Source organism: Neorhizobium sp. JUb45, assembly GCF_004343585.1.
Classification (GTDB): Bacteria; Pseudomonadota; Alphaproteobacteria; order Rhizobiales; family Rhizobiaceae; genus Neorhizobium.
On the sequence record NZ_SLYW01000009.1, the window covers coordinates 19,593 to 42,602 of the forward strand.

Here is a 23,010-nt window from a genome sequence, read left to right on the forward strand (position 1 = left end):
TCTATTCAAGCAACTGGGTCGAAGGTTCATATCCGTTCACATCAGCCGGTACGCAATGGAGCTCAAGCATCAGCCGCATGTGCTGGATACACATCTGACGCGTGATGAATTCCTTGCCTTCGAGACTTATCCACATCTGTTGCGGTGGTACCGCGCCATCACAGCACGGCTGTCCGTGGCGCACGGTTGTCAGCCGCATATCGGGCGCATCCGGCGAGGTCCTGCTGACGCGGGTGACGCGCTTAGATTGGGTATTATTCCCCCAGCAATTTCTCTTGAAGAGAAACATTCTCCGCCTATTTTTGGCACTTGAAGATCGATTTCAACTGTATTTTTTACGTTATTAAAAAAGCTGCCGGGGACGGATGCGGGAACTCATAAGCGCTCAGCTGTGGCGTCTGCTCACGGAATTGTTCTTGCGCGGCTGTCATCTCTTCGTTGGGCTGCGGCATCACCTGACAAAGCATGACTGAAACACCGGAACGCTGTTACGGCCGCGACGCGGGTTGAGGAGTATTGATGAAGTTCGTTGAAGGTTTGAAAAAGATCATGGGTGGTGGCCGGTCCGAGACGGCAGCGATCATGTCGGCGGAAAGCGGGCTGACAGTCAATGACAGGCAGGCGATCATCGAAGATTTTGCGGCGTTCGAAGAGGTCGAGAAAGGGCTAGGGGCGGCGCTTGCGCGTTATGTCGTTGCCGGAACCGATGAAGCCATGGTGCTGCATGTCGTCAACCTGATGAACAGCGGCAAGGATGATGTGGTCTCAAAGCTGCACGCCACCTTTAACGGTTATGATCATCGTGACGACCGCAAGGCGGAAAACCAGCGTCGACGGGAGGCGCGGCAGGCGGTCCTCGTTCGCCCCGAAGGCTTCGATGCCGCGGCGATGCTTCGCTACATGACCGTGCATGGCAAATATCAGGGTCAGCACAGATGGTCGCGCCTTCCGGGCAGCGACAGCGCGCCCTTCTGGCTGCGCACCGCTGTCCAGATGATAGACAACAATGTGTATCATAAAGACGGCGGATCCGCTTTCCTGACGGCGCAACGTGCCTTCGACATGATGACTGCCGCCGGCATCCAGCCGAGTGTCGGCACCCTCATCGACTGCGCCTTCATGGACAAGGAAACCACCTACGGACAGAGCACCCAGCGCATGCTGGGCCTCCCCGGCCTTGACGAGGCGATGCTGGCCATGCCGGCCGATGCGATTGCGATGATCGGTACGCTGACGGCTGGGGCGCGCGAAATCATGGTGCGTTTCGTCGGGCAGGCCGGCCTAGTCGATCACGACCTGCAATTTTTCGATTTCGCCTTCGCCATGGCGTCCGATGGGTCCAAGGCGGTGCGCGAAGCCGCCGCGATCGCCCTCAAATCGGGTGAGACGGCGAAGGTGCAGGCGCGTGCGGAGGAACTGCTGGCCTCACGCAAGGCCGGCGAACGGCTGGCCGGTGTCAATATTCTGGCGGCGCTGTTGCGCGAAAAGGCACTGCCGGTGCTCGATAAACATGAGGCGGGGGAAAAATCCAGCGCGGTCCTGGCGGCGATCGCCACCACGCGCGCGACCTATGCGGCGGCAGGCGGACAGTCTGCCGCAAGCGACGACGGCCGCGTCGACGGGCCGGATGGTTACGTCGCCTTCGACGGTCGTTTTGTGCCGGTTCCGGCCTTCTCTATGGACGAGGACGCTCTGCCGGAGGATCTGGAAGCGGCCTTCCGGGATGTGCTGACCAAGGCCAATGCCGAGGCACGTGTCGATTACGACCGGACGCCGCCGGGCAAGGACTGGAACCAGCGGCCGGCCAAGCCGTTCGTGGCGCCCTTCGATCCGGCCGTCGCCAAAAATATCGTCGCCGCCATGCGTGGCGATACGCTGGATCAGGCGAAAACGAGGGCCGTCTGGGAAGCCATTGACGCCAACAGCCCCGATCACTGGATGCGACAGACCCGAAAGGCAATGGAAGCCGGGTTCAAGACCATTTTTGCCCGCAGCGACGTGCCGTTCCCGGCGCTTGCCCGTCTGTTGTTCTGCGCCTCCGACGGCCGGAGCTGGGTGCATATCCTGCGTGTTTTGCTGGGAGGCTCGGAATATTGGCTGCGCGGACCGGACAAGGAAATCATGGCGCGGCTGAAGGCCGGCACGGATATTCGTGTTCTGGCGCAGGTGGCCGATCAGGCGGGCGTGCCTGATGTGTCGCGGAACCTCAATGCCGTGGCGGAGCGGACCTATATCAACCTTGGCGAAATGATCGACGAGCCTGTCCCGTCCACACTATGGATGCTGCTGGCCGACGATTTCGCAGCGCTCGACGCAGCACTGGCGGGCGACGGCATGCAGGAACGCTGGACCGAGGATTTTGTCTATTCCTGGCTGCGGACGTTCCCGCACTTGCCGCGAAGGTATTTTCCACTCGTTGCCGATCGCGCCCTTCAGGCGGGCGTGCGCCAGCGTGATTTTTCGCGCTACCTTTTGCGTGAGGTCGCGGATCTGACACCGCTGATCGTGCCGATGCTGACATCGGGCCCGGAAACAAAACGCCTTGCCGCGGCGCGCTGGCTGGCCGAGCGTCGTGATGCCAGCGCCATCGCCCCGCTGCGCGAGGCGTTGAAGAAGGAAAAATCCGTGGCGGTGCGCGCCGCCGCCATGACGGCACTGGCCGCCTGCGGTGACGACACGTCGGATTTCTTCTCCAAAAAGACGCTGCTGGCCGAGGCCGAAAAGGGACTAGCATCCACCAAGGCGGATTATTCGGCTCTGTTCGATGCGGAAAACCTGCCGGTCCTGCATTGGGCGGATGGGCGCGAAGTTTCGCCAATTCTGGTGCGCTGGTGGTTCGCCCGCTCGCACAAGCTGAAACTTCCAGGCGGTGACCCGATGATCCACATGGCCCTGGAAAGGCTGGACCGCAAGGATGCCGAAAAGCTCGGCGCCGCGATCTTTTCCGCCTTCATTTCCTGCGACACGCAGCGACCGACCAGCGAGGAAGCTAATGCCTATGCTTCGGCTGGGGCCAAGCAGCGTTACAACTACACGAAACAGTGGCGCAAGGATTTTACCGAGGAACTTGCCTTTGCCGAACTGCGCCGCGAAAAGCTGGCAATCTATCTCAACAGCGCGCTCGACCATCGCGGCCTGCTGGCGCTGGCACGGTATGCGCCGCCGGCCGAAACCACGATCCTAGTCAAACGCTTCCTGAAGGATCACGGCAAGCGCCCGAACCAATGCCGTGCGCTGCTGGATGCGTTGATGGCCAATCCGGTGCCGCAGGTCTTGCAGCTCATGCTCACCGCCTCGCAGCGCCACAAACAGCCAGGTCTGCGCAAATATGCAGGTGAGGTGGTGACCGCATTTGCCGAAAGCCGTGGTTGGACACCGGCCGAGCTTGGCGATCGCACCATTCCTTCGGCCGGTATCGATGAGGATGGTATTCTCGAACTGCCTATTGGCGAGCGTACTTACCGCGCGCGGCTGACCGTTGAACGTGCCAAGAATGGCAAGGAAGAGATGAAGCTGGCTCTGGAAAATCCGGACGGCAAAACGATCGCTTCGCTGCCGAGCCCGACCGATCCGCAGGAAGCGGAAGAGGCAAAGGACGCCAAGAAGCTGCTTTCCAGCGCCAAGAAGGAATTGAAGCAGACGGCCGAACTTCAGGCCGGTCGTCTTTACGAAGCCATGTGTGCGGCCCGCATCTGGCCGCGTGAGGATTTTGAAGCCTTCCTGCTCAACCAGCCGATTGTCGGACGGCTGCTGCGGCGTCTGGTGCTGAGCGGATCTGACGAGCAGGGCAAGCTGGTCACCAGCTTCCGGGCGCTTGATGATGGTTCGTTTACCGATGCCAATGACGATCCGGTCGACATTACCAGTTTCGCCGGCATTGCCATCGCACATCGCGTCAAGCTCGGCGAGGAAGCGGCCAAGGCCTGGCTCACGCATATCGAGGATTACGAAGTCAAACCGCTGTTCGAACAGCTCGATCGACCAGTTCTTGCCGATGGCAAGCCGGACGCCACCGTGATCGACGACCGCCGTGGCTGGATGATCGATAACCTGACGTTACGCTCGGCCGCCGAAGGCCTCGGTTATATCCGGGGCCCCGTCGAGGACGGCGCCGGTTTCTACACCTATGAAAAGTCCTTTGCGGATTGTGGCTTTGCGGCCGTGATCGAATTCACCGGCAGTTATATCGGGGAAAATGACCGCGTCCTGAAAGCGCTGCAGGACATGCGATTTGCCCGCATCCTGCCAGGTGGCCGCGTGGTCTATGGTGGTGAAACGACGCTGTCGAAAGTGCCTGAAGTGCTGCTCAGCGAAACCTGGAACGATCTGCGCGCAATCGCCGACAAAGGCACCGGCTTTGATGCCGAATGGGAGAAAAAGGCATCATGGTAAGCACGGATCAGGCAGTTCTCAGACCCGCACCGGAAAGCCAGCACAAGGTGGAACTCGCAAAGCTCCTGGCGGCGGATACCGGGTTGAAGCCGCCGGGCTGGCGGCTTTCGGCCCGTTCCGTGCGGGCATTCATTCTCGGCGATGTGTCGCTTGGCATCACTCGAAAATTCTATGGCGACGATGCGCTTGTCGAACGGGCAATCGTCAGCCTGATGGGCGAACAAGGGCTGATGCTTGTCGGCGAGCCGGGTACGGCGAAGTCGATGCTGGGTGAGCTGCTCTCGGCCGCGGTGACAGGTTCGACACGGCTCGTCGTGCAGGGATCGGCGGGAACCACCGAAGAACATCTGCGATATGGCTGGAATTATGCTCTGTTGATCGCCGAAGGGCCGAGCGAAAAGGCGCTGGTGCCATCGCCCGTCCTGCAGGCCATGCGAGCAGGGGTAATCGTGCGCATCGAGGAGTTGACGCGTTGCCCGCCGGAAATCCAGGACGGGCTGATTTCCATCCTGTCTGAAAAGATGATCGCCATTCCCGAACTCGGAGAAAACGCGATCGTTCGCGCCGCCCCGGGTTTCAACATCATCGGCACCGCCAACCTGCGCGACCGCGGCGTTAGCGAGATGTCGAGCGCTCTGAAGCGACGCTTCAATTTCGAAACGGTGCATCCGGTCACCGATCCGGCCTTCGAGCGTGAACTGATCCAGCGCCGTTTGGCCGACAGGCTTACGCCGTCGGGAATAACCCCGAACATGCCTGGCGCAGCGCTCGATATTCTCGTCGCCTGTTTCCAGGATCTGCGGGCAGGGCGCACGGCAGAGGGGATCACATTGCAGAAACCGACGGCCGTGATGTCGACGGCTGAAGCCGTCAATGTCGCGCATGCGGCGGCGCTCGAAGCGGCCTATCTGGGCGATGGCACGGTCACAGGCGCGCATCTGGCCCGCCAGATCGGCGGCGTGGTGCTGAAGGACGACCCCGAGGATGGACGCAAGTTCAAGTCCTATGTCGATCACATCATCAAGGACAGGGCGCGTTCGGGTGGCGACTGGCGATCCTTCTACGACGCTGCGCGCGGGCTGAGGCTCGACTGAATGGAAACGCAGGCGGCAGAACGCGACGGTTTCATCAAGTACGGTGAAAGGCTGACGGCGGGCGAAAACGGTTTCGTTTTTTTTCCAATCCGCCACCATAGTCCTGCCTGCGCACTCAATCTCGCCTCTGCTTTTGCGGAGATCCGACCGCGGGCCCTGGTGCTCGAGATGCCGTCAGATTTTGCACCGATTCTACCTTTGCTGTCGCATCCAGACATTCGCCTGCCGATCGCCATCGTGTCGGTGGCCGAGGGTGAAAAATCGACAGACGAGCGGCTGCCGGTCGGCTACTGGCCGTTTTCGGCAACCTCGCCGGAATGGGTGGCGATCCGGCTGGCGCAGGACATCGGCTGCCCCGTCATCCTCGCGGACCAGCACAGCGGTGCACGCATTGCGGCAATGCGGGCGGATGTGAAGCGCCGGGCGGACGATGCGGATGGTGACGAGACGGAAAAACAGGAAAAAGCCGATGACACCGCGCCGTCGCTTTTGACCGAAGAACGGCAGCTTGCCTACTCGGACTATGCCGAGGAAGTGGTGCGGCGGTTGGGCGTGCGCGATTTCAACGAAGCATGGGACCGTCTGTTCGAAACACGTGTGACCGACAGTGACTGGCGCGGTTTTTTCCGCGATGTCGGCATCCATTGCATGCTATCGCGGCTGGCGACACCGGAGACGGAGATCGCCGCGGATGACACGCTGGACCGCGAAAAGGATATGCGCAACGCGATGGCGCAAGCGGCGGCCATTGCCGGGGAAGGACCTGTTGCGGTTGTGACGGGCGGCTTTCATACTCCGGTGCTAATTGATCCACAGGCAGGATCGGGGTCGGACAGGCGCAAAGCTGCGATGCCGGTTCAGACGAAGCCTTATCTCGTGCGTTATACGCATGATCATCTCGATCGCATCAACGGCTACGGCGCTGGCATGCCTTCGCCGCGCTGGTACGAACGGCTGCATGACCGTGTGCGTGATGGTGCCATCGATCCGTTTACCGAAGCGGCGACCGACATCGTGCTCGACCTCTCGGCACGGCTGCGCGGTGACCGGCCGAATTTCACGCCGCCATTGCCGGCGCTTTCCGCTACCCTGCAACATGCACAGGCGCTTGCAGACCTGCGCGGATTGCCGGGGCCAGGGAGGGCCGAAATTCTCGATGCGGCGCGTTCCTGCCTGCTGAAGGGCGAGGATCCACGTTACGGTTCGCCGCTCTTGGACGCGCTTCTGTCCGAATTGACCGGTGAAGGCATCGGCGAGGTGCCGCGCAGTGCAGGTGCGCCACCGCTGGTGGAGGCCGTTCGCAACCGTGCGCGCGCGCTGGGTTTCAAGATCGATGACGGTACCGAACGCAATCGTCTCCTCGATATCCACCGTAAGCCGCGGCATCTGGCGGCCAGCCGTTTCCTGCATGCGATGACTTTGCTCGGCAGCGGTTTCGGCCGCTGCGTGCGTGGACCGGACTGGGCGAGCGGCGCCTCCACCGATGTCCTGTTCGAGGAATGGGTCTATCGCTGGTCTCCGGCCGTTGAAAGCCGATTGGTGGCGCTGTCCGTTGATGGCGATACCGTCGAGCGGGCGGCGCAGGCGATTCTGTCACGCAAGCGGAGGGAACTGGGGGAGGACGGGAAAGATCGCAATGCCGTGGCTGCGATCCAGCTTCTTATCGTCGCGGCACAGGCAGGACTTGCTCGTTCCTGCGGGGCACTGATCGCTGCCATCGTGCCGGCGGTTGCCACCGATCCCGATCTCGGTCGCGTTGCCATCTGCCTGTCCATGCTCGACAATCTGCAACGCGGTCGAAAGGTGCTGGGGCTGGCCGGGATCAGTGGACCAGAGGAATTGCGCCTTGCTGCCTATCGCCGGGCTATAGACCTGTTGCCAAATCTCGAAAACGCCAAGGAAGAAGATGTGCCGCGTTACGTAACGGCTTTAGCAACATTGAACGAAATCGCCGAAGCCGGAGCGGGGGAGGGCGAACAACCGCTGGATCTTGATCTGTTGGATGAGGCCGTCGCCGCGTTGATGGAGGCGAATCTGGCGCCACGGGTTGCCGGCGCAATAACGGCGCTGGCACACCTGTCCGGCCGCGTTAGCGCCGAGGCGCTGGCGACGCGGGTGATCGGCCCGTTTCAGTTCAGTGTTGGCGAACCGCAGGAGCGCATTGAGCCTCTGACCGGCCTTTTGGCGGTGCAGCCGGCACTTCTCAAGCGTACCCCTCTTTTTCTGCAAAAGCTGGATCAGGCTCTGGCCACACTCGATGAGAGCACGTTCATCGAGGCGCTGCCGGCCCTGCGTTATGCGTTCACGGCGCTGGCGCCGAATGAAACCGATGCTTTGGCTGCCGTTATCGCTGATGCCAAGGGCGGCAAGCTGGACCTTGCCCCCCGACTGGCCGGTAGCCTGACAGAGGCGGAGATGCTCGCCAATATTCGGCTCAATGCCGGTTTCGCTGAACTTATGCAGGAAAACGGACTTGGTTCTTGGCTTGGGGAGGAAGATCGATGAGCGACCGGAAAGGCTCTGAAGAAAGCCTTCGCCGTTGGCGGCTGGTGTTAGGCCGCTTCGCCGAACAGCAGCTTTCGGGTGCCTGCTCGGCCGACGATCTGCGCCGTGATGCTGCCCTCGACCGGATCTATGGCGAATCCTATCGTCGCCGGGGTATCCGCACCGGTGGCCCGCAGGCCAAGGCGAAGAACCGCAAAGGCGGCACGGAACCGCCGCAGATGACCATGCCGGAATGGTATGGCGAGATGCGGTCATTGTTTCCGCGCTCAGTCCTTGAGCAGGTCGAAAAAGATGCGCTCGGACGGTTCGGCATGACCGAGCTTCTCAATGACCCCAAGGCATTGGCAGAACTGACACCCGATCCTTCCCTCCTGGCGGCGCTTTTGTCCCACCGTGGGCGCTCTGACCCTGTCGTGGCCGAAAAAATCCGGCAGGTGGCAAAACGTGTTGTAGAGGAACTGACCAAGCGGTTGCGGCTGCAGTTGAGCCGCGCCATGTCGGGTGCGCGGCGCCGTGGTGAAACCACAGCGCGCCGATCGACTGCCCGCGACATCGCCTGGAATGATACGATCCGCAGGAACCTGAAAAATTGGGATAGGGAGAGGCAGGTTCTGATCGCCGAACATTTGCGTTTTCACGCATCTGCGCGCCGTCATTTGCCATGGCGCATCGTGTTGTGCATCGACCAGTCGGGCTCGATGGCAACATCGCTGATCTATAGCGCAGTGATGGCCTCCATCCTTTCCACCCTCCCGGCGGTGACCGTCAAGCTCGTTTTGTTTGATACCACGATTGTCGATCTTAGCGACGAGATCGGCGATCCGGTCGATGTGCTGATGTCGGTCCAGTTGGGCGGCGGAACCGATATCGGCAAGGCTGTCGCCTATTGCGAGGCAACCCATATCGCCCAGCCGGAGCGGACAGTCTTCGTACTCGTGTCGGATTTCTGCGAAGGCGCGCCAGCCCGTAATCTGTTTGCGGCAGTGCGCAGGCTTGCCGCCTCGCGCGTGAAGCTTCTCGGACTGGCCGCATTGGATGACGCGGCCCAGCCTGCCTATGACCGCGATACGGCTGCGCGTCTGGCGGACGCCGGCATGGAGATCGCGGCCCTGACGCCGGAACATTTTGCCGATTGGGTTGCGGGGCATATGCGGTGAGCAAAGCCAAGATGGACACATCGGTGATGTTCGATGCCACGCCCCTGAGCGACGAGGTGCTCGAAGCCGCGTCTTCCAGAGGCTTGTTGCGTCGTGCCCGTCGTGACGTTGAAGCCGGGTTGGTGCGGATTACCGGACGAGACGGCGGAACCATTTTGACGGAGGCCGATGGCGAGACGGTACAGTTGCCTGCCGGCCCGCTTTCGGCGGCGCGTTGCAGTTGCCCCGCGAGCGGCCTTTGTCGCCATATCCTCGCCAGCATCGTGTTTATTCGCGAGGCGGAGGAGGTAAACGCTTCTCCAGCCGCTGAAGAGGAGATTACGCACACACAGGTCGGGCCGGGTGAGCCACTTTCCTCGGCGCCGGTTGTGGCCGCGGCGGAAAACGAACCGGGCGAGCCGGACCCCAAGCCGGACATCCCCGCGGAGATACGGGCGCTCGGCGATGCCACGATCGTCAAGGCATTCGGTCGTGCTGCCCATATCCGTGCGCAGGCGCTGATCGCCGCGCTCGAGCCCAACGATATCCGCATGGAAGCGAACGGCAACACTCTGCGTATCGAACTCGGCACGCATCCGGTCGTCCATTATCTTGCCGGCGGCGGACCGGCCGGAATGATTTCTAAATCGACCAGTTCGGAACGTATGGTGTTGCATGCGGCCGCGCTGGTGGCCGTCCTTGGTCCGGCAAATGACCGTAAGGCTGACGATCCGACAGAGGTGGCGTCGGATGTGGCGCCTGGCCTCGGGGCGGCGGTGTCCGCGGACAGTCTGGCCGATGCCACGCTTTTGCTTCGGCATGCGGCGCGGCTTGCTCTTTCGAAGGCACCAATTGGCCTCGAAGAGCGAACAGCCGACCTGACGCTGTCGTCGCGGGCGGAATCCATTCCCCGTCTCGCCGCCGAATTGCGCACGATTGCCGCGATGATCCGGCGGCGGCGTGAGCGGCTGGATGGGGCGGAACCCGCCGACCTTTTGCGCATGCTGGCGCGCAGTTATGCCTTGATCGAGGCACTGAAAACCCGACCTTCCGACCCTCTGCTGAGTGGTTTCGGTGGTGAGGCGCCACAGAAACGGGCGGCAATCGATCTTGTCGGCTGCGGTCTGCAGCTATGGCAGACAGACAGTGGTGCACGTGGAGTGACGGGTTATTACATCTCCGCCGAAGGTGAAAATTTTAATGCGACGCTGGCGCGTGGTGCCGGCAGTGATACGTCTTTTTCGCCAAGTGGAGCGGCAACCGGCGACCCCGTCTTCGGGCATTCGTTAGCGGCTTTGGCCGGACGAGCATTCCGTCTTGATGGTGGTGCTGCTACCAGCACCGGCCGCCTGCAGGTCGGCGGCGGTCGGGCACATGTCGATGACAGGGGCTGGGCTGCGTCGATTGGGGCGATTGATGGTGCCGTCCTTGACGATTGGCAGCAATGCGCCGCCCGGCTTGTCGCAAATTTCAGGCCTAAACTGGCAATGACGCCGCGCCGCGCCGTGCCACTGGTGTTGAAGCCTACGAGGCTTGGCGCCCTGCGTTTCGATGAGGTGTCGCAGGTTGGGTACTGGCCGATCGGCGACATGCATGGTGCGTGGCTGGAATTGGAAATCGATGGTGACGACCGCATGGATGCGAAATTCGAACTGCTTGGTGCGCTTGATGCACGCAAGCCGCCCTTGATTGTGGTTCTGGCGGAAGAACGCGGCGCCGAGATCCTGATGACACCACTGGGGTTCGGATCGGATGCCCTGACCTTGCTCGACCTGCCGCCTATTGCCGATAGACCGCCGGAGCAGAAGGCCAGCCTGCTTTCCCGTCTCGCCAAAGGTCTTTCGTTTTCCGGCACGTCGCGTCACGGCGGCGATGACAGTCTCCGCTTTGAAGCCATGTCGCTGCCGCGGGCGAAAAGCATGCGGCTGGTATCGGGCGCCTTCGACGGACTGTTGGCGCTGGCCGAATTGGGTGGGCGGATGGAAGACGCCGATCGCCTGCAAGCAATGGAACAATCGGGACAAGCTATGGAGGAGGCGGGTCTTATGTTGGCAGGACGATTGGTGGCAAACGTGGCTACCGCTCCAAGCGCGGAGAGGCCGGACCGCCTGCTGCGCGCAGCCTATGCCCTTGATCTCTTGACAAGGACTGAGCCGCGGCTGCCCTTCGTCAGGCCATTGCCTTGATTGTTCGTTTTCGTCTGATCTGCTTTTGCATTTTGGCGTGATCCGCTTCCAGCGAGAAAAATATGGGTTCGTCAACATCTTGAACAGACTTAGGTTGCCCAGTGCAAGATGGAAAAGCGGGTTAAAATCTAGTGGAATTCAACAGTCAGTCTTCATAAGGCCAAGCATGCCAGGATATCCTGCGGCAATCACTTCCTTCGCACTTGAGGCGTAAGTGCCAATAACAAAGACTACGGTGGACGGCCTGCTGTTTTTTCGCGAAACATGTAAACTTTCAGATGTTTATCGATATCGCATTGCGTGTTGGCGGTTCGAGTCCCTTCAAGGCGAAGGCGCCCGCCGGGCAAATGGCTTAAACTTCTCTGGAGTTCACGCTGAACGGTGGCTTTTCACCTCGACCCCAGCTGTACACGCCGTCGTTTGCCTTTCCTGAGCGGTCATCATTCTCGGCGAAGTCTCGTCGGCTTCGCACCAGAATCAGACGCTCGGCGTCTGTATAGAGCGCTCGGGTGGCTACGTCAGATCGTGGAGGTCTTTACCCAAAGCCCGCCCGAATCGCCACTCACTAAATCTCACCTCCAAACCTGCACGCTCTGGAGTGCAGCACATTGGGCCAACCAGGTAATGATCCGCTTCTGGGAATGGGCAGAGGCGGACCAATGGCCAAGCTTGCCCATCGTATGAGGCTTGTATTCTCAGAACGCCGCTCTGGACTGTCACCCTGATCCAAAAATCTGATGGGTCGCCGTCATATCGCCCCGTTGCCCAGTCGGAGGTTTCATTGGTTAGCACACTGCCGAGCAAGCCATATCCGTCCGAGAACTCGATCCCGGTCTTGACCCACCGTCTTTCGTCGAGCCTGACCATGAGGCCAGCTTGGTCGTAAAGATGTTTGAAATGTGCCTGGATCCGAACCTGGGCGGTGAAATCGCGTTGGGCCTGGAATGCGTAGAAGTGGCCGCTGTCGCGCACAAAGCCATAGTGTGTCTCTCGCCAAAAGTCCGTGTTGGCGTCGGTCGTTACGGAAAGTTCAGTATTCGAAGCTTCTGCTTTTGTGGGCTCATTGAGCCACCGTCCATTTTCAAGACTCTGCAACGGTGTCTCCTTATGACGACTAGCGGACTTGCTCAGCACATCCCCTGCAAAGCGGTTAGTTCCTAGAGAGCCCAATTGCTGCCAACAGGCAAGCTCTGAGAAGGCATCTTACGCTCTGGGCGGCCAAGGCGGTCTGAACCGCCGCGAGCAACTTGAAAGCGGGCTTCGTGTCGACGGGAGTTTGTCCCGTTCGCGGTATGAGCGGCGGCTGAGTCGGTCGGCCTCAAATTTTGGAAGAGGGCACGCCAGACCATAGCCTCGGATGTCGGTTAAGGGTCTTCGTCATCGCGCCATGGCGAAACAACGGGAACACTTCGATCATGACCGAAGCTTCTGGTCGTTGAGCCTGCGATAAGGGCTAATGACCAATGGAACACTTTCATGACATCTAAAGCCTCATCATTTTTCGGCTGGCATGTGGTCGCTGCCACTTTCCTCGTCGCTATGTTTGGCTGGGGGGTCGGTTTTTACGGACCGCCCATCTATTTGCAGATGGTGGTTCAGCGGACTGGATGGCCCTTCGCGCTCGTATCCGCCGCTGTCACGCTGCATTTTCTCATTGGAGCGGTCGTCGTCGCAAACCTGCCTCGACTTTATCGGCGTTGGGGCGTTCCAGTGACAACGTCTGCCGGAGCGGTTGTGCTTGCCATCGGTGTCGGCGGGTGGTCACTGGCCAGCCATCCTTGGCACCTTTTTGCAGCTGCTCTTCTGAGTGGGGCAGGTTGGGTTGCCATGGGAGCTGCGGCGGTGAATGCAATTATCGCTCCATGGTTTGTCCGCAAACGTCCGGCAGCACTGTCCATGGCATACAATGGAGCGAGCGTGGGTGGCGTAGTTTTTTCGCCCTTGTGGGTCGTTCTCATCGCTTGGAGCGGGTTTTCACAGGCTGCGATGATTGTCGGGATTTCCATGACCGCCACAGTCGCGGTCCTGTCTGCTCTGGTGTTTTCCAAATCGCCAGAAGCCTTGAGGCAGTCTCCAGACGGAGCGAAGTCAAACCAAGTGCAGACGATGGCAGCGTCTTCGCCGGCTCCATCCCTGGCACGCGGTTTGCTGTGGCGCGATCGTCGCTTCATAACGCTCTCAGCGGGTATGGCCGCCGGACTGTTTGCGCAGATAGGACTGTTGGCACATATGTTTTCGATCGTTGTTCCTTTCTTTGGTCCGCAAGGCGCGGGCGTACTGATGGGTGGCGCAACCGCTGCTGCAGTTGCGGGGCGCACTGGCATGGGCTGGTTTATGCCGGTTTCGGCGGACCGCCGTCTTATCGCTTCCGCAAGTTACGGCGTCCAGGTCATCGGCTCCGTCACGCTTCTGCTGGCAGGTGGAGACCATGCGGCTGCAATGATAGCCGGGGTCCTCCTTTTCGGCCTGGGCATTGGCAACGCTACGTCGCTCCCGCCTCTCATCGCACAGGTGGAATTTGACAAGGCCGATGTTTCACGAGTCGTGCCGCTGATCGTGGCTCTTAGTCAAGCGACGTATGCCCTTGCACCCGCCGTGTTCGGCATCGTCAGGACAATCTCCGAACCTGGCGTTTTTATACTGGCGGCGGCGATCCAACTTGTTGCGGTAGCGACCTTTGTTTACGGCCGCCAAAAATGACCGATTCGAGTCCAGTCCCGACCCCGGCGGCAAGAACCCTAATGTCCGTTTCTCTGTCAACGTGCCCTGGGAACGCGCGGTCGGCAATCTGGCTCAGATCGGTCGTTCTCCATACGGCGTACCGGCGTTTTCCGCTAAGCAGCTTCCGTGCGTTAGTTCTCGCATAACAGGGTCGGAAGTTCGAATCCTATCAAGACGTAAGACCTGCAGTAGCAGTGAATAGCTTAGCGGCTGCAGCAGGACGGCGCTGTCAATGCGGCATAATGGTGCCATTCGTTAGTGTCGTTTAGCGCGGCAGTAAGTGCTTGCGGCACCACCACCGACAACTACCTTGAATAAGGCACCAATGAGTGCCCGCTGCCTCTAAGTCGGCACGGGACAGTTTGGTCCCCGAAAAAGTAGCTTCAGGCCATCCGTCCAGATGCCGTAAGCCGGATCTTATGCGGGTATAATCAGCCAAGTTTTTCAGCTGACAAACGGATATCCAAATCCAGCAATAATTTGGATTTTCGATATTTTTTTATGCTAATTCACTCATATAGATTCGGGCGGGAAATGGCTAATCGATGAGTACAGGTGCGGGATTGTGGAAATGCTCGAACCAATGCGACAGCAACCAGCGTTTTAGCCGCCTTTCACTGGTTCAAATGCTCATTTCGTTCGTCGTGGCATTGTTAGCTGTCGGTGCGACTGGCTTTTCGCCCGCCTACGCTTTGTCTGCCGCATGCAGCACCTTGAATAACCAGAGTGGGACGACGTCGTACACCGGCCGATTTGCGGCTTCTGCCTTTGACACGGGCGAAACGATCACTGTGTCGTTTACTGATAACGGGACGGATCCCAAAACTAATCAAACTGCTTCTGCTAATATTCGACTTTCGACTTACGACCTTGCCGCAGTTTATGTCTACTCAAGTTATTCAGGCTCTCAAGGACAGCAGTCCGGCACCAACAACTCTCTAAGTACCTCAGGGCTTTATATTGCTTTGAACGCACGGACCTACCTCAGCGCTTTCTCCATCGTTTGCTCGGGCCAGCTATCCACACCAAGTGTGATATCTGTGAACCCCAACGCTGGCACGACGGCCGGCGGTACTTTGGTAACGATCACCGGGACCAACTTTACCGGTGCGACAGGCGTGACCTTCGGTGGGACGGCTGCGACCAGTTATACGGTCAACAGCGCCACCTCGGTCACCGCGGCAACCCCAGCGCACGCTGCAGGCTCCGTCGATGTCGTGGTGACCACGGCTAACGGAACGGCAACGCTTTCTAGCGGATATAGCTATACGGCGGCGAACCTGAGCCTGATGCCTCCTTCTGGAGCACTAAACTCAGGCACCGTCGGCACGGTCTTTTCTCAGACCATTACGGTTTCAGGTGGGAGCTTGCCCTATTCCTACTCTGTCAATTCAGGTGCGCTTCCAGCGGGCGTGACGCTCAACACTGCGACTGGTGCCATCGTCGGGACGCCGACGACGGCTGGCAGCTACAGCTTTGCTGTCACAGCAACGGATGCAAACAACACTGCAGCATCGGCAAGTTATACGCTGGCCATAGCTGCCATATCGGTGCCACTCACAGTCTCGCCGAGCTCGGGCGCTTTGACAACCGGGACAGTTGGAACGGCTTACAGCGAGGCCGTTTCGGTTTCGGGGGGTACATCACCCTATAGCTATGCCGTAACCTCCGGATCGCTTCCTGCGGGTCTGGCGCTGAATACCTCAACAGGGGTGATCTCAGGCACCCCGACGACAGGTGGATACGCCGCCTTCACTGTGGCGGCCACCGATGCCAACAGCGCAACGGGCAGTGCGAGCTATACGCTCGCCATTGCAGCCGTGGTTCCCGGCGCTCCAACGATCGGGGCAGCAACGGCAGGCGATGGCGGGGCGACTGTGTCCTTCACCGCACCGTCCGCCAATGGCGGAGCCGCGATCACCGGATATACCTTCACGGCCAGCCCCGGCGGCGCAACCGCGACCGGTGCGGCGAGCCCGATCACAGTGACCGGCCTGACCAATGGCACGGCCTATACCTTCACCGTCGTCGCTACCAACAGCGTCGGTTCAAGCGCCGCATCCGCTGCATCCAATTCGGTGACCCCGGCGGCGGCCGTTCAGCTTCCTGTTGCCAACAATGTCAGCGCGACGGTTGCGGCCAATTCGTTGGCCAATCCGATTGCCCTCAACATTACCGGTGGCGCTGCAAACTCTGTTGCCATCGCATCGAACCCCGCCCACGGCACGGCGAGCATCGCCGGAACATCGATCACCTACACGCCGACGGCTGGTTACTCCGGAGCTGACAGTTTCACTTATACCGCGACCAACACGGCCGGAACCTCGACGGCCGCAACTGTCAGCATCACGGTATCGGCCCCAACCTTTGCCTTCTCGCCAGCGGCTGGCACGCTGACGGGCGCAACGGTCGGAACGGCTTACAGCCAGACTGTTGCAGCCTCCGGGGGCGCTTCGCCCTACACTTATGCCGTAAGTTCCGGATCGCTTCCTGCGGGCCTGACGCTGGATATGTCGACAGGGGTGATCTCCGGCACACTGACGACGGCTGGAAACGCAAGCTTCACCGTGACGGCAACCGATGCCAACAATGCAGCAGGCAGTTCGGCCTATGCGCTCGCAGTGACGTCGCAAGCTGTAACACTCACCGTCTCGCCAGCATCTGGTGCCTTGACGTCTGGAACAGTCGGAACCGCCTATTCCGGCTCCGTCAGTGCAACGGGTGGGACCGCACCTTACACCTATGACGCTACCGGACTGCCGGCGGGCCTTACTCTCAACGCCTCAACCGGTACGATATCTGGTACTCCGACGGCAGCTGGCAATTCCTCTGTCGTGGTAACGGTCAACGATAGCAGCACTCCGGCCAATACCGGTGATGCGAATTACACACTGGCGATCGCGGCTGCTCCGGCCGTTTCCTTCACCTTCTCCCCCTCCGGCGGTGCGCTGACGGAGGCGATGGCTGGCGAAGACTATAGTCAGGCCATCTCAGCCACAGGCGGCGCAGCGCCGCTGATCTACAGCCTCTCGTCTGGAAGTTTACCGAACGGCGTGGTTCTCAATGTCTCGACAGGTGAACTCACTGGCCCGCTGGCCGCTGGATCCGAAGGAGACTACAGCTTTACCATCCAGGCGCGCGACAACAACGGTGATATAGGCACGGCTAGCTATACCTTGAAAGTTGCGCCTCGTGCCGTCACCGTCGATGACAAGGTCGTATCGGTTCCAGCTGGCTCTTCACCTGCAAACGTCAATCTGGCGGGAGGGGCGACAGGGGGGCCCTTTGTTTCAGGCGATCTGACGTTTGTGGAGCCAGCAAACGCCGGCACGGTCAGTATCGTCAATGGCGAGTTTGCCCAAGCAGGTGGCCCAACGCCGACCGGCTGGTACCTGAAGTTCATTCCCAACCCTGCATATGCGGGTCAGGTCCGCATCGGCTTCCGTCTCACCAGCGCGCTCGGAGTCTCAAATACTGGCACGGTCACCTACAATATTGGCTTTAGCCCAACTCAGGTCGCCGAGGATATCGACAATCTGGTGCGTGGTTTCGTGCAGACACGGCAAAACATGATAGCCTCGTCCATCAAGGTTCCCGGCCTGATGGAACGACGCCGTATGGCAACAGCAACCGATCCGGTCACGGCCCGCATGATGCCATCTGCAGAGGGTATGACACTCGGCTTCTCTACCAGCCTTGCACAGTTGGAGTCTGCAAGAGATGCCGTCGATGGTGGGGCAGGGGGATACTTCTCTTCGTTCAACATCTGGATCGATGGAACCTTCTTCGCCCATAATCGCGAGGAAAACGGAAACAAGTGGGGTAACTTTGCAATGGTTTCCGCCGGGGCGGATTACCTGCTTTCCGATAAGGCGCTGCTAGGAGTCTCTTTCCACTACGACCGGATGACGGATCCAACCAATGAGGATACGACCCTGACCGGCAACGGCTGGCTCGCCGGCCCCTACGCTTCATTCGAAATTGGCAAGAATGTCTTCTGGGATACGAGTCTGCTTTACGGCGGCTCTGCCAACGATATCGATACCCGGTTCTGGGACGGCACATTCGATACCAGTCGCTGGCTGTTCGACACCTCCATCAAGGGGCAGTGGAACCTTGATGAGGTCACGGTGCTCACGCCCAAGCTTCGTGCGGTCTACATGTCGGAAACGGTTGACGATTATTCCGTTACGAACGGCGCGGGTGATATCCTTGATCTCGACGGCTTCACCAGCGAGCAATTACGCGCCAGCCTTGGTGCAGAAATATCGCGGCAGGTCACGCTGGACAACGACCTCGTGTTGACACCGAAGATCGGCGCCACAGCTGGCTTCTCTGGGATGGATGGCGCCGGTGCATTCGCGCAGGTGTCCGCCGGATTGTCGATGCAGACGAGCCAGGAGTTCGATGTCGATTTCGGCTTGCTGTTCAACATCGAAGGCGATGGCGAGCAATCGGCTGGTGCAAGAGTGGGAATCAGTGGGCGGTTCTAGAAGGGTGCCATGCGTCCGAGCGACGACCACTGCTCAACCGTGCGGCGAGCTGTGCTTACCGTACGCTTGCCGCGACACCAAAATTCAGAGGGCAATCCTTCTCAACAATCATCGTGCTGCGTCAGTTTCTTCGCACAGACTGCTTGAGCTAGATACTTCGGCTGAATCAAAGGAACAACGCATTGACCTGCCTACATTTTTTAGCACGCAAATAAACAGGTCGACGGTTCAGATCCTATCAACGCGTTCAGATCACCGGAAACGCATTTACTCACGTTCGATTTTGATGGTGACCTTGCCGGGACGGTCAAAAACCGAGACATCTCCTTGGACTTCACCAAGAATGACGATACCCGGCTGAGGAACGCGTCCATCACGGTAGTAGATGACGAAATCGCCGGAACTCCAGAGACCAAGCGTTCCAGCAGAGAATTCGCGCTGTCGCGAAGCGGCCGGTAGTGCAGCGGGCAGGTTGCCTGTCTTTTCCTGGCGCAGATGATCGTCCATCTCGATCGTCAACGGCAGCATGTCGGCAAGTGCGCGAGCAGCCGCGTTGTCGGCCAGCTCGGCCGTGATGTTGCCCCAGTTGGATGAAATTGAAATGCGGTCCTGCGCCAAGGCGGCTCCTCCAAGCGTTAGTGTGAGCAAAGCGACGGCAATCATCGATGTTTCTGCGGGACGTTTCATGTTCCACCATTCTGTAACTAAGAACGAAGCTTTCCGGCTGACCTCAAACCAGCCAACGCGTAGTGTGAAAGTACCGCGACACCTGTGACGACCGCAGTCCAGTGCGCGAAAAACGGAGCTACGGAGGCAGTAAAATCCCAGAACTCAATGCTGTAACCGAACATCAGCTTCGTTGAGACGCCGAGCACAACGAAACTCCAGGCGCCAAGAGCTACGAAGATCACCGCAACAAGTCTGAACATGCCGGTCCTGATCCGCGAGTGAGTTAGATTGAATATTGTCCCGGCCGTCGCCATCACACGTGTCCAATGGCTGCCGACATGAACGGCGATGATCATCGCCACCCAGTGGGCCGAGAACCAGTGGAGTTCGATGACGCTGATACTGTCCGTGAACTGGATGAAGCTCAGCACCGAGCGGGATATCAGCACGCTGGTCGCCAACAGCACCGCCATGTTGATCACGAGCCAGAAATGTACCACCGCGACTGCCCAGCGGCGGGCGTCATAACGCCTGATACGAAGTTTCAAGAACCAGCGCCTATTGGTGTAGAGGTGCCATGCCAAAAGTCCGAACATGGCTGTCCCAAAAATCTCATGGGGGCCATTGTCGAGCCACCAGTAGGCGAGCGATAGCAACAAGAGTGCTGCCATACTGGCGGGAAGAAAAAGACGGTTGGTCGCTAGTCGCAGCGGCACGCCACTGACATCAAAGCGCATCGTCATCGGAGATCGCTCCATCAAACGTAAACATGAACTGTTCGGATTGCTTTGACCGGTGGCAGGAATAACAGCGAGCGACATTCTCGTCCGCTTTGACGATCTGATCGGGCCAGAACCACTGGTATTCCCACTGATCGGCGCCATCACTGATTTTCTGTCCGACGAGATACCGCGTGAGAACATCGCTCTGATAGTCGACAAGAACCATATGTGTGCCGGTGGGAACAGGCTGCCCGGCCTTGAGCGCGGCCAGCGCCTCGGGGCTTGTCAGCATGTGCTCGCGGGTGATTCCCCTCCGAACCGTCGTATAATGTTCGAGCTGATCGAGAGGCGGGAATGTCACCGAGTTCGACGCCGCGAGTGCTGTGGTCGGCGTCAGCTCGGTTTCGACCAGAAAATAGCCTGCCAGAACGATCACGAAGGGTAGGGCCATCAAGCCGAACCAGCGAAAGATCTTCATAGTGTTCATCCCTTATGCCCATCGATTAGCGGCCGCCGCACTCTCTGCCTCGCACTGCGTACGCAATTGTCGAGCTGGCAAATACAGATGGAAGGACTGAGGCCACGAGCACCGCCCGCAGCCCCATTCCGCTTACCGGTCAAGCGAGGTGTTGATCGAAGAAGCCTTTCAGCTTGTCGAACGGGATCAAATCGACACGGTCGTAGAGATCAACGTGACCGGCGCCCTTCACCCAGACCAATTCTTTCGGCTCGGAAGCACGCTTGTAGGCATCCTCACTAAATACCTTCGAATGCGCCTGGTCGCCGGAGATAAACAGCATCGGCCGCGGCGAGATCGTCTCGATATCGTTGAACGGGTAGAAGTTTGCGAACTTGACCACGCTGCTCATCGTCGGCTTGGTGGTCGTCTGCTTCGTTGCACCAGCTGGGGTGAACTCGCCGCGCGGCGTCCGGTAGAAGTCGAAGAACTCGCGCTGCACTGGATCTGTATCGGCTGTCAGTTCCAGAGTGGTGCCGCCGACATATTGGACAGGGGCGCCATCTGCTTCTGCCCAGCGCTGTTCCGCTGCTGCGGCGATGAACGCCTTGCGCTGCTCGACGCTCTGAGAGTGGTTGAGTGCATCACGGAAGGCCGAGCCCATATCGTACATGCTGACGGTTGCGACCGCCTTGATACGGGGGTCGATCTTGGCCGCGCTGACGACGAAGCTGCCACTGCCGCAGACACCAATTGCACCGATGTTGGCGCGGTCAACGAAAGCATTTGAACCAAGGAAATCGACACCGGCGCTGAACGCCTCGGAATAAACTTCCGGGGAAACCAGGTTACGCGATTGCCCTTCGCTCTCGCCCCAGAAGGGCAAATCTATGGACATCGTGACAAAGCCCTGTTCCGCCATTTTGGTGGCGTAGAGATTAGCGCTCTGCTCTTTCACCGCCCCCATCGGATGACCGACGATGATCGCCGGGTTCTTCGTCGCACGGTCCAGATCTTTGGGAAGATAGAGATTGCCGGCAACATTCGTTTCGTACTGGGTCTTGAACGTGACCTTCTGCAGGGTCACCCGGTCACTGGTGTAGAAATTTGACGCGCCATTGGACATGTCTTGAGCCTCTGCATTTGTGATGTTGAAAATGGACATCGCCCCAAGGGCAGCGACGCCGGCACCTGTCATCTTGAGAAGATGTCGGCGGTCGATACCGGTCGTCGAAGTCCTTTTGTCGTCTTGGTTTTGGTTGGTCATCTGCATGTCTCCGTGAGTGGTGATGAGATGGAAATTGAGCTGGCGGGAGTGACCGCCGCGTTTCATCGGCGTGTGAACCGCCAGGCGGCGATGGCGAAAATGAATGAGCCGACCAGCAGAACGGCTGCGAACAAGAAGGTGGTCCACCAGCCTGAGCCGTCGAACAGAACGCCGCCGATAGAAGCGCCAAGGGTGATTGCAAGCTGGATGGTCGCTACCTGCAGCCCGCCGCCTGCCTCCGTATCGTCGGGCATGGTCCGGCTAAGCCAGGTTCCCCAGCCGACAGGAGCGGCCGTGCTAAACAGGCCCCAGCCGATTAGGAGGATTGCGGTGATGGTCGAGGATGACCCGAATGCGATCAGCCCCAATGCAATGATGGCCATGATCAGCGGGATTGCAGCGAGAATGACGAACAATCGCTTTTGAAGCGAATGGCTGACGATCGTGGTCCCGGCTACACCCGCCAGGCCCATCAACAGGAGCAGGAGCGACAGAGTCGGTATCGACACCGAGGTCACGGTCTCCAGGAATGGGCGTAGGTATGTGAACAGCGCGAACTGGCCTATGAAGAGCAGCATGATCGAGACCATGCCGATCGCCACCGGGGGGCGGAGAAGCAACCGAAAAACATTCGGCGAGCCCTCGTTGCAACGCGGAGGCAGAGACGGAAGGCTGATCCACTGCCAGACGAGAGCCAAAAGCGCCAGCGGGACGACGGCGAAGAAAGCGCCCCGCCATCCGATATAGCTGCCGAGCAGGCTTCCGAGTGGTGCCGCGATCGTCGCGGCGATGGCATTGCCTGCGTTCAGCATCGCCAGGCCTTTAGGCACAGAGTTTTCCGGCACCAACCGCATGACGATCGAAGTCGACATCGACCAGAAGCCGCCGATGGCGATACCGAGCAGGGCGCGCCCGATCATCAGCACGAGATAGTTCGGGGCAAATGTCACGATCGTTCCCGAGATCACCAGGATCAGCGAGAATGACGCAAGAACCAGTCGCCTGTCTAATCTACGTGTTAGCCCCGCCACCAAAATACTGGTGACAACGGCGAAGATACCGGAGATCGAGATCGCCTGGCCGGCTCGACCCTCACTCACGCCCAACTCAGCCGCGATCGGCGAGAGAAGGCTGACGGGCATAAACTCTGATGCAATCAGGACGGCTACGCACAAGGCCATCGAGATGACTGCGCCCCAGGCAGCAACCGGTACTGCCGAGGTTGGAGTTCTCCCGACCGCAGCTTTGATGTCGCCATGGTTGAAGTCAGATCGTGTGAGAGCGTGTTGTGTCATGGCGGCAATATATGCCGAGGGGAGTCCGAAGATTAGTCATTGCAATTCGCTTGGACTTATCGGTCTATGACAT

The 23,010-nt window shown here is 59.5% G+C and carries 13 protein-coding genes; 7 read left to right on the forward strand and 6 right to left on the reverse strand.

What is annotated here, in order from left to right:
- Positions 1 to 519 precede the first annotated feature (519 nt).
- From EDF70_RS24320 to EDF70_RS24340, 5 genes are read left to right on the forward strand one after another with little or no spacing between them, the layout of a single operon-like run.
- Positions 520 to 4,392, forward strand: a complete 3,873-nt coding sequence (locus EDF70_RS24320) for a DUF4132 domain-containing protein (RefSeq protein WP_132278942.1) — start codon at positions 520 to 522, stop codon at positions 4,390 to 4,392.
- Complete coding sequence (locus tag EDF70_RS24325) at positions 4,386 to 5,486, forward strand: AAA family ATPase (RefSeq protein ID WP_132278945.1); 1,101 nt, start codon at positions 4,386 to 4,388, stop codon at positions 5,484 to 5,486. Before EDF70_RS24320 ends, EDF70_RS24325 begins: the two co-directional genes overlap by 7 nt.
- Complete coding sequence (locus EDF70_RS24330; protein WP_281033634.1) at positions 5,487 to 7,991, forward strand: DUF5682 family protein; 2,505 nt, start codon at positions 5,487 to 5,489, stop codon at positions 7,989 to 7,991.
- Positions 7,988 to 9,148 (forward strand): VWA domain-containing protein, encoded by a 1,161-nt coding sequence (locus tag EDF70_RS24335; RefSeq protein ID WP_132278952.1) that lies wholly within the window; start codon positions 7,988 to 7,990, stop codon positions 9,146 to 9,148. Before EDF70_RS24330 ends, EDF70_RS24335 begins: the two co-directional genes overlap by 4 nt.
- Positions 9,145 to 11,313 carry an SWIM zinc finger family protein gene (locus EDF70_RS24340; protein ID WP_132278955.1) on the forward strand — a complete coding sequence of 723 codons (2,169 nt, stop codon included), beginning with the start codon at positions 9,145 to 9,147 and terminating at the stop codon, positions 11,311 to 11,313. Before EDF70_RS24335 ends, EDF70_RS24340 begins: the two co-directional genes overlap by 4 nt.
- Before the next feature lie 513 nt (positions 11,314 to 11,826).
- Here the strand turns inward: EDF70_RS24340 and EDF70_RS24345 are convergent.
- A complete protein-coding gene (locus EDF70_RS24345; protein ID WP_132278957.1) occupies positions 11,827 to 12,408 on the reverse strand; it encodes a DUF1349 domain-containing protein in 582 nt (193 codons plus the stop codon).
- Positions 12,409 to 12,789: 381 nt separating this feature from the next.
- On the opposite strand from EDF70_RS24345, the gene EDF70_RS24350 reads away from it, so the two are divergent.
- Together EDF70_RS24350 and EDF70_RS24355 are read left to right on the forward strand one after the other, a co-directional pair.
- Complete coding sequence (locus EDF70_RS24350; protein ID WP_132278960.1) at positions 12,790 to 14,013, forward strand: MFS transporter; 1,224 nt, start codon at positions 12,790 to 12,792, stop codon at positions 14,011 to 14,013.
- A 566-nt stretch (positions 14,014 to 14,579) separates the two neighbouring features.
- Positions 14,580 to 18,527 (forward strand): putative Ig domain-containing protein, encoded by a 3,948-nt coding sequence (locus tag EDF70_RS24355; RefSeq protein WP_132278963.1) that lies wholly within the window; start codon positions 14,580 to 14,582, stop codon positions 18,525 to 18,527.
- 267 nt (positions 18,528 to 18,794) lie between these two features.
- Here EDF70_RS24355 and EDF70_RS24360 read toward each other — a convergent pair whose 3' ends face one another.
- From EDF70_RS24360 to EDF70_RS24380, 5 genes are all read right to left on the reverse strand, one after another.
- Positions 18,795 to 19,214 carry a cyclophilin-like fold protein gene (locus tag EDF70_RS24360; protein ID WP_165932119.1) on the reverse strand — a complete coding sequence of 140 codons (420 nt, stop codon included), beginning with the start codon at positions 19,212 to 19,214 and terminating at the stop codon, positions 18,795 to 18,797.
- A 17-nt stretch (positions 19,215 to 19,231) separates the two neighbouring features.
- Positions 19,232 to 19,939, reverse strand: a complete 708-nt coding sequence (locus EDF70_RS24365; protein ID WP_245519324.1) for a hypothetical protein — start codon at positions 19,937 to 19,939, stop codon at positions 19,232 to 19,234.
- Positions 19,923 to 20,369: a cytochrome P460 family protein gene (locus EDF70_RS24370; RefSeq protein ID WP_245519339.1), complete on the reverse strand. Its 447-nt coding sequence runs from the start codon at positions 20,367 to 20,369 to the stop codon at positions 19,923 to 19,925. Before EDF70_RS24370 ends, EDF70_RS24365 begins: the two co-directional genes overlap by 17 nt.
- 166 nt (positions 20,370 to 20,535) lie before the next feature.
- Positions 20,536 to 21,789 (reverse strand): alpha/beta hydrolase, encoded by a 1,254-nt coding sequence (locus EDF70_RS24375; RefSeq protein WP_245519325.1) that lies wholly within the window; start codon positions 21,787 to 21,789, stop codon positions 20,536 to 20,538.
- A complete protein-coding gene (locus EDF70_RS24380; RefSeq protein ID WP_245519340.1) occupies positions 21,705 to 22,892 on the reverse strand; it encodes an MFS transporter in 1,188 nt (395 codons plus the stop codon). The genes EDF70_RS24375 and EDF70_RS24380 overlap by 85 nt, the downstream gene beginning before the upstream one ends.
- Positions 22,893 to 23,010 lie beyond the last annotated feature (118 nt).